Annotated in this window: 13 protein-coding genes; 8 read left to right on the top strand and 5 right to left on the bottom strand. The window is 60.7% G+C overall.

Annotated elements, in window-relative coordinates; all coding sequences use genetic code 11:
* Positions 1-20 precede the first annotated feature (20 nt).
* Positions 21-1,553 carry an acyl-CoA carboxylase subunit beta gene (locus tag GA829_RS22655; protein ID WP_195174862.1) on the bottom strand — a complete coding sequence of 511 codons (1,533 nt, stop codon included), beginning with the start codon at positions 1,551-1,553 and terminating at the stop codon, positions 21-23.
* A gap of 403 nt (positions 1,554-1,956) precedes the next feature.
* On the opposite strand from GA829_RS22655, the gene GA829_RS22650 reads away from it, so the two are divergent.
* Positions 1,957-3,354: a DEAD/DEAH box helicase gene (locus tag GA829_RS22650; RefSeq protein ID WP_195174861.1), complete on the top strand. Its 1,398-nt coding sequence runs from the start codon at positions 1,957-1,959 to the stop codon at positions 3,352-3,354.
* 108 nt (positions 3,355-3,462) lie between these two features.
* Here GA829_RS22650 and GA829_RS22645 read toward each other — a convergent pair whose 3' ends face one another.
* Positions 3,463-4,437: an alpha/beta hydrolase gene (locus GA829_RS22645; RefSeq protein ID WP_195174860.1), complete on the bottom strand. Its 975-nt coding sequence runs from the start codon at positions 4,435-4,437 to the stop codon at positions 3,463-3,465.
* A 174-nt stretch (positions 4,438-4,611) separates the two neighbouring features.
* A complete protein-coding gene (locus tag GA829_RS22640; protein WP_195174859.1) occupies positions 4,612-5,433 on the bottom strand; it encodes an SDR family oxidoreductase in 822 nt (273 codons plus the stop codon).
* Between the two features lie 224 nt (positions 5,434-5,657).
* Here GA829_RS22640 and GA829_RS22635 point away from each other — a divergent pair, with 224 nt between their 5' ends.
* From GA829_RS22635 to GA829_RS22610, 6 genes are all read left to right on the top strand, one after another.
* Positions 5,658-6,689, top strand: coding sequence for a cysteine synthase A (locus GA829_RS22635; protein WP_195174858.1), 1,032 nt, complete (start codon positions 5,658-5,660; stop codon positions 6,687-6,689).
* Between the two features lie 3 nt (positions 6,690-6,692).
* Positions 6,693-7,436 carry an alanyl-tRNA editing protein gene (locus GA829_RS22630; RefSeq protein ID WP_195174857.1) on the top strand — a complete coding sequence of 248 codons (744 nt, stop codon included), beginning with the start codon at positions 6,693-6,695 and terminating at the stop codon, positions 7,434-7,436.
* 54 nt (positions 7,437-7,490) lie between these two features.
* Positions 7,491-8,342 (top strand): 3-mercaptopyruvate sulfurtransferase, encoded by an 852-nt coding sequence (sseA, locus tag GA829_RS22625; RefSeq protein WP_195174856.1) that lies wholly within the window; start codon positions 7,491-7,493, stop codon positions 8,340-8,342.
* 5 nt (positions 8,343-8,347) lie between these two features.
* Positions 8,348-8,911, top strand: coding sequence for a GNAT family N-acetyltransferase (locus GA829_RS22620; RefSeq protein ID WP_195174855.1), 564 nt, complete (start codon positions 8,348-8,350; stop codon positions 8,909-8,911).
* Positions 8,912-9,006: 95 nt separating this feature from the next.
* On the top strand, positions 9,007-9,564 hold the full coding sequence (locus GA829_RS22615) for an OmpA family protein (RefSeq protein ID WP_195174854.1): 558 nt from the start codon (positions 9,007-9,009) through the stop codon (positions 9,562-9,564).
* 219 nt (positions 9,565-9,783) lie between these two features.
* A complete protein-coding gene (locus GA829_RS22610) occupies positions 9,784-10,251 on the top strand; it encodes a DUF1203 domain-containing protein (RefSeq protein ID WP_195174853.1) in 468 nt (155 codons plus the stop codon).
* A gap of 232 nt (positions 10,252-10,483) precedes the next feature.
* On the opposite strand, the gene GA829_RS22605 is transcribed toward GA829_RS22610, so the two are convergent.
* Together GA829_RS22605 and ald are read right to left on the bottom strand one after the other, a co-directional pair.
* A complete protein-coding gene (locus GA829_RS22605) occupies positions 10,484-11,743 on the bottom strand; it encodes an outer membrane protein (protein ID WP_195174852.1) in 1,260 nt (419 codons plus the stop codon).
* A 231-nt stretch (positions 11,744-11,974) separates the two neighbouring features.
* Positions 11,975-13,090, bottom strand: a complete 1,116-nt coding sequence (ald, locus tag GA829_RS22600; protein WP_195174851.1) for an alanine dehydrogenase — start codon at positions 13,088-13,090, stop codon at positions 11,975-11,977.
* A gap of 156 nt (positions 13,091-13,246) precedes the next feature.
* Between ald and GA829_RS22595 the strand changes: the two genes are divergently transcribed.
* Complete coding sequence (locus tag GA829_RS22595; protein ID WP_195174850.1) at positions 13,247-13,720, top strand: Lrp/AsnC family transcriptional regulator; 474 nt, start codon at positions 13,247-13,249, stop codon at positions 13,718-13,720.
* The last annotated feature ends 144 nt before the right edge of the window (positions 13,721-13,864 follow it).

Below are 13,864 nucleotides of genomic sequence, written 5' to 3'. Positions count from 1 at the left end.
GTCTTGGCGACGGATAGACCCTATAGCGGAATGTTGTCGTGCTTCTTCCAGGGGTTCTGCATGTCCTTGTTGCGCAGCATTCTAAGCGCGCGGGCGATGCGGCGGCGGGTGGAATGCGGCATGATCACCTCATCGACATAACCACGTTCGGCGGCGACGAAGGGTGACAAGAACCGATCCTCATAAGCTTTTGTATATGCTGCGATTTTTTCGGCGTCGCCGATATCCTTGCGGTAGATGATCTCGACCGCGCCCCGGGCTCCCATCACCGCGATCTGCGCCGTCGGCCAGGCATAGTTCATGTCGCCGCGCAGATGTTTTGAGGCCATCACATCATACGCGCCGCCATAGGCCTTGCGGGTGATGACGGTAATCTTCGGCACTGTCGCCTCGGCGTAGGCGAACAGTAGTTTGGCGCCATGCTTGATCAAGCCACCATATTCCTGCGCGGTGCCGGGCAGGAAGCCAGGCACGTCGACAAAGGTGACGAGCGGAATCGAAAAGCAGTCGCAGAAGCGCACGAAGCGCGCTGCCTTGCGGCTGGCATCGGAATCGAGCACGCCGGCCAGCACCATCGGCTGGTTGGCAACGAAACCAACCGTGCGGCCTTCGACGCGGCCGAAACCGGTGACGATGTTCTTGGCGAAGTTCTGCTGGATCTCGAAGAAGTCGCCTTCATCGGCAACTTTCAGGATCAGCTCCTTGATATCATAGGGTTTGTTGGCGTTGTCGGGGATCAGCCGGTCCAATGACAGGTCATGGTCGGTGACCGACTGATAGCAGTCGATTTCGGGGATTTCGGAGGTGTTCGACGCCGGCAGCAGATCGACCAGCCGCCGCATTTGCAGCAGCGCCTCGACATCATTGTCGTAGGCGCCATCGGCGATCGAGGACTTTGTCGTATGGACGGACGCGCCGCCAAGGCTTTCAGCGGTCACGGTCTCGTTGGTGACGGTTTTCACCACGTCCGGCCCGGTGACGAACATGTAGGACGTGTCGCGCACCATGAAGATGAAGTCGGTCATTGCCGGCGAATAAACGTCACCGCCGGCACAAGGTCCCATGATGACGGAGATTTGCGGGATGACGCCGGAGGCGAGAACATTGCGCTGGAAGATTTCGGCATAACCGCCAAGCGCGGCCACGCCCTCCTGGATGCGCGCGCCGCCCGCATCGTAAAGACCGACGATCGGCGCGCGGTTGCGCAGCGCCATTTCCTGCACCTTGATGACCTTCTCTGCATGGGCCTCGGAGAGTGAGCCGCCGAACACCGTAAAATCCTTGGCGAAAAGGTAGATCGGGCGGCCGTTGACCGTGCCCCAGCCGGTAACGACGCCGTCGCCGGCGACTTTGGTCTTTTCCATGCCGAAATCGGTAGACCGGTGCTCGACATACATGTCGAACTCCTCGAACGAACCTTCGTCGAGAAACACCTCGATGCGCTCGCGGGCGGTGAGTTTGCCTTTCTTGTGCTGGGCATCGATGCGGGCCTGGCCGCCGCCCATGCGTGCGATCTCGCGGCGGCGCTCAAGTTCCTTCAGCACGTCCTTCATCGCGTATCTCCCAAGCCAGCGGCATTTCGTGGTAATCGCGCCAGCAGGGGAGCGCAAGCGCCGCTTGCGTCATGGACTTGCTGCGCTGCAACATGAAGCCTCTTGCATTTCGAGGCGAACTGGGCCATATGCGGCGGCATAGGCGCTTGGGCCGGGAACAATCCGGCCTTCTCGACAAATGAGACTGGTTGCGTCTGTTTTCCCTCTTTCCGGCAAATCGGCTTAAGGTCGATCGGCAAGGTGGTGAAAAAGCCCCGTGGCATGAAGCCTGCGGGCACGACAGCGCAGCCGCGCGGACGAAACCGTCCGCCGCCTTGTCGTTCCATGACAATTTGTTCGACGGCAGGTTGCGCCCTGCCGCCATTGATGTTTGCGGCCAGAAGCCGCGTGAAAGAAGATTATTTTGACCAATGAAAACACCGCGGAACTGAACGGTTTCGCAGCACTGGGAATTACCGGCGCGCTGCTCAAGGCGACCCATGCAGCCGGCTTTACCGATCCCAAGCCGATCCAGGCCCAGGCGATCCCGCCGCAGATGGAAGGCCGCGATATTTTCGGCATCGCTCAGACCGGCTCGGGCAAGACCGCGGCCTTCGCGCTGCCGATCCTGTCGAAGATCATCGCTCTCGGCACCAAGCGCCGCCCGAAGACGGCGCGTGCGCTGATTCTGGCGCCGACGCGTGAACTGGCCGTGCAGATCGAGGACACCATCAAGATCCTGGCCAAGGGCGCGCATGTCTCGACGGCTCTCGTGCTTGGCGGCGTTTCGCGCTTCAGCCAGGTGAAGAAGGTTGCTCCCGGCGTCGACATCCTGATCGCCACTCCCGGCCGATTGACCGACCTGGTCCGCGAAGGTGACCTCATGCTTGCCGACACCAAATGGCTGGTGCTGGACGAAGGCGACCGCATGCTCGACATGGGCTTCATCAACGACGTCAAGCGCATCGCCAAGGCGACCGCGCCGGACCGTCAGACAGTGCTGTTCTCGGCGACCATGCCCAACGAAATCGCCGAATTGGCGAAAGGCCTGCTGAAGAACCCGATCCGCGTCGAAGTCGCTCCGCAGAGCACCGCGGCGGCCGAGATCGTGCAGGGCGTGGTCTTCGCCCGCACCAAGCAGAAGCGCCAGGTCCTTTCGACGATGCTCGGCGATGAAGCCATGAAATCCGTCATCATCTTCTCGCGCACCAAGCATGGTGCCGACCGGGTGACCAAGGATCTCGAGCGCGACGGCTTCAAGGCCGCCGTCATTCACGGCAACAAGTCGCAGAACGCCCGTCAGAAGGCACTCAACGATTTCCGTGACGGCTCGGTTCGCATCCTGGTGGCGACAGACATTGCGGCGCGCGGCATCGACGTGCCCGGCATCAGTCATGTCGTGAACTTCGACCTGCCGGACGAAGCCGAAAGCTATGTCCACCGCATCGGCCGTACCGGCCGCAACGGCATGGACGGCATCGCGATCACGCTTTGCGATCCTTCGGAAAACAGCAAGCTGCGTCAGGTGGAGCGGATCATCCGCACCAAGCTGCCGATCGTTGCCGACCATCTCGGCAGCCCTGATCCGGTGCGCAACCCGGCTGAAAAGAACGAGCGCTTTGAGCCCGCCAACGATCGCAACGACCGCAATGGCCGTCGCGATGGCAGGCGGCCAGGCGGCCAGAACAATGGCCCCAGCAAGAAGCGCTTTGGCGAAAAGCCGGCGTTCGCCGGCGAGCGCAAGCCGGAAGGCGCCAAGCCCTTCAAGGGCAACAACAAGCGCCGTTTTGGCGGCAAGCGCCCGGCAGCGCGGGCGGCGTAAGCAGACCGCGTTGCTTTCAGCCAGTCCTACTAGGCTGGTTGATCGCCGTTGACCGACAACGACGAGGGCGGCTGGAGCGATGCTTCAGCCGCCCTTTTTGTTTGACCTCTATTTCGCCACCGCCTCGACCCAGACAGCAATCCTCTGCGCGAGGTAGGCCGTGGTCGACGGCGACAGCGCGTCACCGGCAATGACGTGATTGTCCGGGTCGCCAGTGGCTTCGAGCGGCACCAGCTCATGTGCGACACCCCAGCGGCCGGCAATCTCGCGGGTGCGGTCGGGCCGCACCACTTTGTCGGCATCCGAGAAGATGAACAGAGCCGGGATGGTGGCCTTCTCGACAGGCGCTTGATAAGCCAGTTCGGTCAGCGCTGCCATCGGCAGTGTTGCGCTCATCGGATAGCGATAGGTCCAGAATTTCTCATGCAGCGCGTTGCGCGGCACGAAACTGTGCTCCTTGCCGGCGACGAGCTCGGCAATCTGCTTGCCCCACGGCATGGTCAGCAGTTCGGCGCCGGATGCCTTGACGCCGAAATTGGGTGATATGAACGCGATTGCCGCCACTCCGTCCGAGGCGCCGGGCTGCGTTGCCGCCCACACAGCGAGCGAGCCACCGGTGGAAGTACAGATGACAACAACCTTGTCGCCGATCGCCCGGCCGATGGCGAGTGCTTCTTCGTAATCGTTGATCCAGGCGTTGACGGTGCCTAGCGTCATCGCGGCCCCATCCTGTCCATGGCCGGTCAGGCGGGTGTAGAAAAGATTGGCGTCGAGCTGGTCGGCGACTTCGTCGGGCAGGGGGCGAACCTCCCCCTTCGATGCCGAAAAGCCGTGGATGTAGACGATCGCCAGCGGCGTCTTGGCATGCATCATCGGATCGGCCCAGACGATCTCCTTCTCGAGCCCGTCGCGGATGCCGGGTGTGGCGGCCTCCTCCTTGGCCACATAGGCCTGCGGATCGTCGCCGATCGCCGAGGGATCGAAATGGATCGTCGTGTCGACCGCAACGCGCGGGCCAAGCATGAAGGTCAGCGCGAGCACAACCACCACCGCCAGCAGAATCAGCACGATGCGCCGCCCCATTCAAAACTCCCGACCCAGATTGGTCCGCAAACTATGGCGGCGGCGGTGAACACGCAACGTGCGTCTGCGATGGCGGCTAATTGAATTTCAGGCCTGGGACAACGCGGACGAGCCGGCGCATCCCACCGCGATTGTACCGCATTTGCTGCTACCTGAGAGACATGCCAGCGTGGTTCAGTCTTGCGGCGGCTTGCGGTCGTAGTTCAGGGGACGCGCCGGCCAGTGGGTCGCAAGGCTGATGAACCAGCGACAGAGCGGCCTCGGCAGGATGCTGAGCAACTTCAAACCCCAGCTCAGCCGGCGTGGGAAGGTGACTTCGAAGCCGCCGGAGTTGATCCCCTTGGCCATACGCCGCGAAGCGCGGTTGACCGGCATCAGTCCAGGCATCGGCAACATGTTCTTCTCGGTCAGCGGCGTGTCGATAAACCCCGGATTCATCACCTGGATGCGGACATTCATCTTGTCGAAATCATACTTCAGCGATTCAGCAAGGATGTTGATCGCTGCCTTGGTGCCACCATAGGCGGCCGTGGTTGGCCAGCCGAAATAGGCAGTGACCGAGCCGACGAGCACGATATGGCCGCGCGCGCGGACGCGCATGCGCTCGACGAGCGGCACCAGGCCATTGACGATGCCGAAATAGTTGACTTCGAAGGATTTGCGGAAATCGCGAACGGTGAGGTTTTCCCCCGGCGTGGCGATGTAATTCCCGGCATTGAACACGGCAAGCACGATGGGACCGAGTTCCTTCTCGATCATGGCGACGGTCCTTGCCATGCGCGGCTCATCGGTCACATCGCATGGATAGGCTTTGACGCTGCCCGGCATCTGCGCCGTCTCGACGACAAGCGTGTCGATCGGATCGTCGTCGAGCGCGGTCACGGCGACGGTATAGCCTTGGGCGGCGAGGTCCTTGGCCAGGGAACGGCCGATGCCGCTGCTGCCCCCGGTAATCCAGGCGACGCCGTGCTGCGGGTTGGCCCGGTAGAGTGTCATGCTGTGCCCTGCAAACCTGTCGCCAATGCTCTAGCGGTGAAGAAATCGAATGAAAAGAGTGCTGTCAGCAGATCATGGAAATCGGCACGATGGCAACGCATCTGTTATCGAGAAGCCTCGTGACCACCGCAGTGCCTGGAATGCGACTGGACCAGGCAAATTCTTGCCTTGAAACCGAAGCGCCGGGTTTCTAGGGTTTCGCTACAAGCACAAAGGAATCCTTGATGCCCCGTTCCGTGATCGACGCAATCGGCAACACACCGCTGATCCGCCTCAACAAAGCCTCCGACGAGACCGGCTGCGAGATCCTGGGCAAGGCCGAATTCATGAATCCGGGACAATCGGTAAAGGACCGCGCCGGCCTGTTCATCATCCGCGATGCGGAACAACGCGGGCTGCTGAAGCCGGGCGGCATCATCGTCGAGGGCACTGCCGGCAACACCGGCATCGGCTTGACACTCGTCGCCAAGGCGCTCGGCTACCGCACCGTCATCGTCATTCCTGAAACACAGAGCCAGGAAAAGAAGGACACCATCAAGCTGCTTGGCGCCGAGCTGATCGAGGTGCCCGCGGTTGCCTACAAGAACCCCAACAATTACGTGAAACTGTCGGGACGGCTGGCCGAGCAGCTGGCCAGGACCGAACCGAACGGCGCCATCTGGGCCAATCAGTTTGACAATGTCGCCAACCGCGATGGCCATATCCGCACCACGGCGGAGGAAATCTGGGCCCAGACGGGCGGCAAGGTCGATGGCTTTGTCTCGGCGGTCGGCTCCGGTGGCACGCTGGCCGGCGTCGCTTTTGGGCTCAAGGCCAAGAGCCGCGACGTGAAAATCGCGCTCGCCGATCCGCTGGGTGCGGCGCTCTACAGTTTTTACACCAGCGGCGAGCTGAAATCCGAAGGCAGTTCGATCACCGAAGGCATCGGGCAGGGCCGCATCACCGCGAATCTCGAAGGCTTCACTCCCGATTTCTCGTTCCAGATTCCGGACGAGGATGCGCTGCCGATTGTCTTTGACCTGATCCAGGAAGAGGGCCTGTGCGTCGGCGGCTCAACCGGCATCAACATTGCCGGTGCGATCCGGCTGGCCCGGGAGCTGGGACCCGGCCACACAATCGTGACCATCCTTTGCGACTATGGCACGCGCTACCAGTCGAAACTGTTCAACCCGGCGTTCCTGCGCGAGAAGAACCTGCCGGTACCGGGTTGGATGGACGAGAAAAGCACAATTTCAGTGCCGTTTGAAAAGGTCTGAGTGATGGCGCACAAGACCGAGGCGCTGTTTCGCGACGATGCCTATCAGCGGACGGCTGAGGCAACGGTTGTTGCCATCAATGACCGTGGCGGCATCATTCTCGACCGGACAATTTTCTACGCCACCTCGGGCGGTCAACCGGGCGACACCGGGTATCTCGAGCGTGCCGACGGCAGCCGGATCACCATAGCGGCCACCATCACCGGCGAGACCAAGGACGAGATCATCCACGTGCCGGCGCTGGAGCAAGCGGTGCTGACGGCCGGTGAAAACGTGAAACTCGCCATCGATTGGGGACGGCGGCATTTGTTGATGCGTATGCACGCCGCCTGTCATCTGCTCACTGTCGTCTGTCCGTTCCCGATCACCGGCGCATCGGTTTCAGAAGATGATAGCCGTGTCGACTTCGACATCCCGGATACCGGCTTCACCAGGGAAGATGTGACGGCAGCCATGATGGAGCTGGTTCGGGCGGACCACCCGATCTTTGTCAGGCTGATCGGCGACGAGGAATTGGCCGCCAATCCGGGTTTGGTGAAATCCAAGAACGTTCGCCCGCCGACAGGCACCGGCAAGATCCGCCTGGTCTGTATAGGCGACAATGCTTCCATCGACAGCCAGCCTTGTGGCGGCACGCACGTGAAGAGCACGGGCGAGGTCGGCGAGATCCATATCGGCAAGATCGAGAAGAAGGGGCGCGAAAACCGGCGCTTCCGCATCCGCTTCGGGCCGATGCCCGCAGCCTGATACAACGCGTATTGCTCTATAACGCTTTGGCGAGGGCCGGGCAGGAGAAGAAGAATGGCCGAAGATAGTCCTTTCACCGTCGACGCGGATTGGTTGCAGGCCCGCCTCGGCGAGCCTGGCCTGACAGTCGTTGATGCCTCCTGGTATTTGCCGGTGCAGAAGCGTGACGCGCGCGCCGAATATGAAGCGGCGCACATTCCAGGCGCGCGCTTTCTGGATCAAGACGCCGTGTCGGACCCGGATTCTGCTCTACCCCACACGCTGGCGTCGCCACGGCATTTTGCCCAATATGTCGGCGCGATGGGAATTTCGGCCGATGACACAATCATTGTCTATGATGGCCCCGGCTTTTTCTCGGCGCCGCGGGCATGGTGGATGTTCAGGGTGATGGGCGTGTTCCAGACCTACATCCTGGATGGCGGCTTCGATGGCTGGCAGGCAGCGGGACGGCCTGTGACGGCTGAGCCGACCCGAATCGCGCCAAACGTGTTTCATGCCGATTTCGACGCCGGCCGCGTTGCCAGCCTTGCCGACATGCGCCGGATGGTCGGAACCAATGAGAGTCAGATCGCCGATGCGCGGGGCGCGGGCCGGTTTACCGGTTCGGAGCCGGAGCCGCGCGCCGGAGTACGCTCCGGTCATATGCCCGGCGCACGCAATCTGCCCTATTCGGCGCTTTCGGAAAACGGCGTGTTGTTGTCCAAGGACCGGTTGCGCAAGGTCATCGAGGATGCGGGCATCGACCTGTCGAAGCCCGTTGTCACGTCTTGCGGCTCTGGTGTGACGGCAGCTGTTGTCACACTGGCACTGGAGACGCTTGGCCATACCGACAACAGGCTCTACGACGGCTCCTGGACGGAGTGGGGTGGGCTCTCCGATACCCCCGTGGTGACGGGCAAGGAGTAATGGTGATGGAAAATGGCGTGCTGGAAGACATCGAAGTCACGGTGACTTTTCTCGAAATGCATGTGCCGCCGCCGTATTCCCCGCCTGTGCCTTACAACAGGCAGGTCGCACTACTGAAGACCAAGGAAATTCCACTGCATTTCTACCGCTACCTGATGGATCGGGTGGGGCGCAAATGGCATTGGGTCAATGTGCTTCGGTTGGACGACGATGAGCTTGCCGCCGGTATCCACCGCGAGGACCGCGATATCAGGGTGATGTATCTTGACGGCGCGCCGGCCGGTTTCTTCGATCTCAAGCCGCATTTGCCCGATGAGGTTGAACTCGCCTATTTCGGCATGATGGAACATGCAACGGGGCAAGGCATAGGCCGCTGGTTCCTGGGAGCCGCGATTGCCGCTGCATGGTCGCATGGGCCAAAGCGTGTAACGGTTCAGACCTGCACGCTGGATCATCCGGCGGCACTACCGCTCTACCAGAAGCTCGGCTTCACACCGGTGGCACAGAAGAAGGAAACCGTGCATCCGTTGCCGTTCGCCGAACGCGCGGCCAGCGTAATGCGGCCGTGATTTTTCGAGGAATCTGAACTTCCCGTTCATCGCGGCTTCAGACTGTCTTTGCCATCTTGCCGGCACCAACAAACCGGGCTGAAGGAGAAAAAGACATGCTGACCCGCCGTACACTCGCCGCCGCGTTGATCGCTGCAATAGCCATGCCGAGCCTCGCCGCTGCACAGGCGACGACGCCTTCGGCAGCAACCATCGAGCGTCAGCTTGAGGCCGCGCCGCGCGTGAAATTGCGGCCGAATGAGCGGGTTACCATTCGCGACTTCAAGCGGCGTCCGGACTTGCGCAAGATGGCCCGCTCGATCGACATCCAGTCAATCAACTTCGCCTTCGGCTCGTCGGCCATTTCCGAAACGCAGTACAGCAAGATCGAAAACATTGCCGACGCACTGGATCGCATCCTGCGCCGTGACCCTGGTGCTCGTGTCTTGATCGAAGGCCATACAGATGCGGTAGGCTCCTTCCAGTCCAACCAGCTCCTGTCCGAACAGCGCGCCGCCTCGCTGAAGCGCACACTGGTGCGTGAGTTCGGCGTCCCTGGCCGAGCGCTCGAAACGGTTGGCTACGGCGAGGAGTTTCTGCTCGTGCAGACCCAGAGCGAGAACTGGCGCAATCGCCGGGTGACGCTTCGCCGGTTTGACGACTTTGTCCGCTAGGCGGACGGAAACAGATTTCCGCCGGCTGGCACTCTGTTGCGGCGGTCTATTAGCCGGCTACTATCACCCAAATCAGGCTGCAATCCGCGACCTGTAGCCAAACAGGATCGGGACCGATCGGCGCATGCCGGTCTGGTCCGGATAGGGTTGGCAGGAATCGGGTGGGAGGCCTGAGGTTGAGCGCATAGTTTCCGGTCAACGACACCGGAGACTTTCGCCATGACCATCCAGTTCACAGCCTTGCCGACAGAAAATGTGAGAGCCCTGCAGCGCGGCGGCCCGGATGCCTATGGCCGGACGCCTGAACACAAGATTTCCGACGGCGACGGCGTGCCTTGCAGGCATTGCCTGAAGAACGTTGCCGCGGGCGATGGCTATCTTGTCCTTGCCTACCGGCCATTTCCCGAACTCCAACCCTACGCCGAGACCGGGCCAGTTTTCTTGCACGCTGACGAGTGCGAGCGTGCCACCGAGACAGAGGGGTTGCCCGAGATACTCGGCAGTTTCGACTACATCGTGCGCGGTTACGGCAACGACGATCGTATTGTTTACGGCAGTGGCGGCGTCATCCCAACCGACGAGATAGCAGCTCGAGCCGAAACGCTCTTCGGTCGGGATGATATCGCTTATGTTCACGTCCGCTCGGCGCGCAACAATTGCTATCAGTGCCGCATCGAGCGGGCCTGAAGCGACCAAACCGCGTCGCCGGTACTTGTCGCACTGTCGTCGCATTGCGGCGCTAGAAGATACGTGTCGATCGATTTGCCGACCGCGGATGAACCGGCGGGAAATCTCGACATCAGAGGAAGCGGGGCCTTGGCTCCGCTTTTTTGTTGCCTTCAGCTGAACATCGCAGATGTGCAAAGAAAAAGCCCGCCGGCATTGCCGACGGGCTGAAAACTTTTGCCTGGAGGGGCTTTTAGTTGAACTTGTATTTCAGGCCCAAACGAACGGTCTGAAACGACGGTGTAATCTCGGTGCCGCCACCGACATCCTTTGATGCAAAGTGTGAATAACGATATTCGAGATTGACTGCCACCTTGTCGGTGAGCGCCGACTCGATGCCGCCGCCGACCGAATAACCACTGGAATTCCAGTCAGGTAGGGGGCCACCACCGCCACCTGACGGTACATCCAGCTTCATATGCTGCAAGCTGTAGCCACCGAGCACGTAGGCAAGCGTCGATTCGCTGGCCTTCATGCCAACCCTGCCGAGTACATCGAAGCCGTAGTCAGCACTAACCTTGAAACCAAGGCCGAACCCGGATCCGACCTCTGAGCTTATGCCAGAATACCGACCGTCAACCATGACACCTGCAACCCAGCTTCCGAAGTCATGATCGTAGCCGGCGCTGAGTTCGCCAAGGACACCATCGCCACCGAAGCCGTTAAAGGACCCAGTGCCGAAGAAATTACCAAACTTATCTTTGGTCGAACCTGCGCCAAGAGCGCCACCGACATAGAAGCCGGTCCAGTTATAGGCCGGCGTTTCGAACCCTGCATCCGTGGCTCCGCCATTCAGCCGGTAATTCAATCCAACATGGAAGGTATGATAGGACGGATCGGTGGATATAAAGCCGCCGGAGCCCAGATCGTTGCTGGCGTACTTGGAATAGCGGTATTCACCTTTCAGGGTCCAGTTGTTGTGAACAACTGTCTCCATGCCAAGGCCAAGCACATAGCCATTGGAGCTCCAATCATAGAATGTCCCGACGCCGGTAGCGCTGATCTTGAAATGCTGACGGCTGTAGCCGCCAAGAACATAGGCGAGCGTCTGTGGCGTGACGAGATAACCCGCCCTGGCTAGGACGTCGAAACCGTAGTCGGCTTCGCTCTTGAAGGATCCACCGGGAACGTCAAGCGAGAAGCCGATGTTGCCGTAGCGGGCATCTGCGTAAGCGCCGACGAGGAAACGCTCGTTGACCATATAGTCGTAACCAACAGTGAGCTCACCGAAAACGCCGTCGCGACCGAAGGGAAGGGCAAAGGTTCCACCTGCGGTCAGGTCGTGAACCCCGCCACCTGCACCACCGCCGAAACCAACATAGAGTCCGCTCCAGTTGTAGCCGGCGGTTCCTTGGACCGGCGCCACAACGTCAGCCGCATGCGCGACCGATATCAGCGCCACTGCCGAGACAGCACCAAGAAGAATAGATTTCGCAGATACGCGATTGAACATAGCCCATACCCCATAAAAACAACCCCGAGGCTTCTCTAGCAGGGAGTCGACTAATTTAGGAATGGCAAAAATGCAACAATGGCAGGCAAAGTGCTGCCGGGGAACATCTTGTTTCGCTAATATGCATAGGAAAATGCTCGAAAAAAAGGCTTTCGAGATTGGCGTCATTCCAAGAAAAAACCCGCCGGAATAACCGGCGGGCTGACAGGAGGAATATTAGTCGACTTAAGATCAGGCGGCCAGAACGGCCTTGGACTCGACCAACTCGTAACCGAGCGCTTCGGCAACGGCACGGTTGGTGATCTTGCCTTTGTGGACATTTAGGCCATTGCGCAGGTGATGGTCATCGATCAATGCCTTCAGCCCCTTGTCGGCAAGCTGCAGGCCGTAGTGGAGCGTGGCATTGTTGAGCGCATGGGCCGAGGTGACCGGCACGGCGCCTGGCATGTTGGCGACGCAGTAGTGGATCACGCCGTCAACCTCGTAGGTCGGGTCGGCATGGGTGGTGGCGTGCGACGTCTCAAAGCAGCCGCCCTGGTCAATGGCGACATCGACCAGCACCGCGCCCTTCTTCATGCCTGACAGCATTTCGCGCGAAACCAGCTTCGGTGCGGCGGCGCCCGGGATCAGCACGGCGCCGACGATGATGTCGGCGGAAAAGCACTCTTCCTCCAGCGCTTCGACCGTCGAGTAGCGGGTGTGGACGCGGCCGTTGAAAATGTCGTCAAGCTGGCGCAACCGCGGGATGGAACGATCGATGATGGTGACGTCGGCGCCGAGGCCGACCGCCATCCGCGCCGCATGCAGGCCGACGACACCGCCGCCGAGCACTGTGACTTTGCCCGGCAGCACGCCCGGCACGCCGCCGAGCAGCACGCCACGGCCGCCATTGGCCTTCTGCAGTGCCGTGGCGCCAGCCTGGATCGACAGGCGGCCGGCAACTTCAGACATCGGCGCCAGCAGCGGCAGACCGCCACGGTCGTCGGTCACGGTCTCGTAAGCGATTGCCGTAACGCCGGAAGCCAGAAGGCCCTTGGTCTGCTCCGGATCCGGAGCCAGATGAAGATAGGTGTAGAGAATCTGGCCGTCGCGCAACTGAACCCATTCGTTGGGCTGCGGCTCCTTGACCTTGACGATCATGTCCGACTTGGCGAACACATCGGCGGCCGTCTTTGCGATCGTGGCGCCGGCGGCGCGATAGGCGTTGTCGTCGGCACCAATGCCGGCACCGGCCCCGGTCTCGACCAGCACTTCGTGGCCGTGCGCGACATATTCGCGGACCGCGCCTGGCGTGAGGCCGACGCGGTATTCATGGTTCTTGATTTCCCGAGGGCAGCCAACGCGCATTTTCTTCTCCTGATCCGGCCCTTTGGGGCTCACTCCCTGTATTGTCGAAGTGAACCACGAATCGGTGCGCAAGTGTTTGCGAATGCGCTTGCGCGACCGGCCTAGTTTCGGTAATCGTTGCGTCAAATTGCTCAGTTTTCGCAGGATCCACGAAGAATGCCGCTCGACAGGATTGATATCGCTATTCTCGAGACGCTGCAGAAAGACGGACGGATACCGAATGCTGCGCTGGCGGAGAAAGTTGGCCTGTCGCAGTCCGCCTGCTCGCGGCGGCTGGACAATCTGGAAAAATCCGGCACCGTCCGAGGCTACCACGCCCGGCTGTCCAACGCAGCCCTTGGCCACCAGATGACCGCGATCGTGCACATTTCGCTGTCAGGCCAATTCGAGAAGACATTGTCGGACTTCGAGGCCGCGATCAAACGCTGCCCCAACGTGCTGTCGTGCCACCTGATGTCGGGCGAATACGATTACATCCTCAGGATCGCGGCCAAGGATCTCGTGGACTATGAGCGCATCCACAAGGAATGGCTGTCGGCGATGCCGCATGTGACGAAGATCAATTCGTCATTTGCCTTGCGCGAAATCGTCGACCGCACGGCGATGGGCCTGAAGCCCGAGATGGCCTAACGCCAAAGGCACACCCGGACATCCTTTCCAACATAGCATGCGCCTTCGCGCCGAAGGTCTCCCCAATCTCCTGGTTGACCATGCGTTTCGCGAATATCCGAATTCCCATAGCCCTCCCAAAGATCACCGTCCTTGTATAAAACT

It is taken from the genome of Mesorhizobium sp. INR15 (genome assembly GCF_015500075.1).
Lineage (GTDB): Bacteria > Pseudomonadota > Alphaproteobacteria > Rhizobiales > Rhizobiaceae > Mesorhizobium.
The sequence above is the reverse complement of the archived record's forward strand: the minus strand, read 5'-3'. Positions and strand labels throughout refer to the sequence as shown.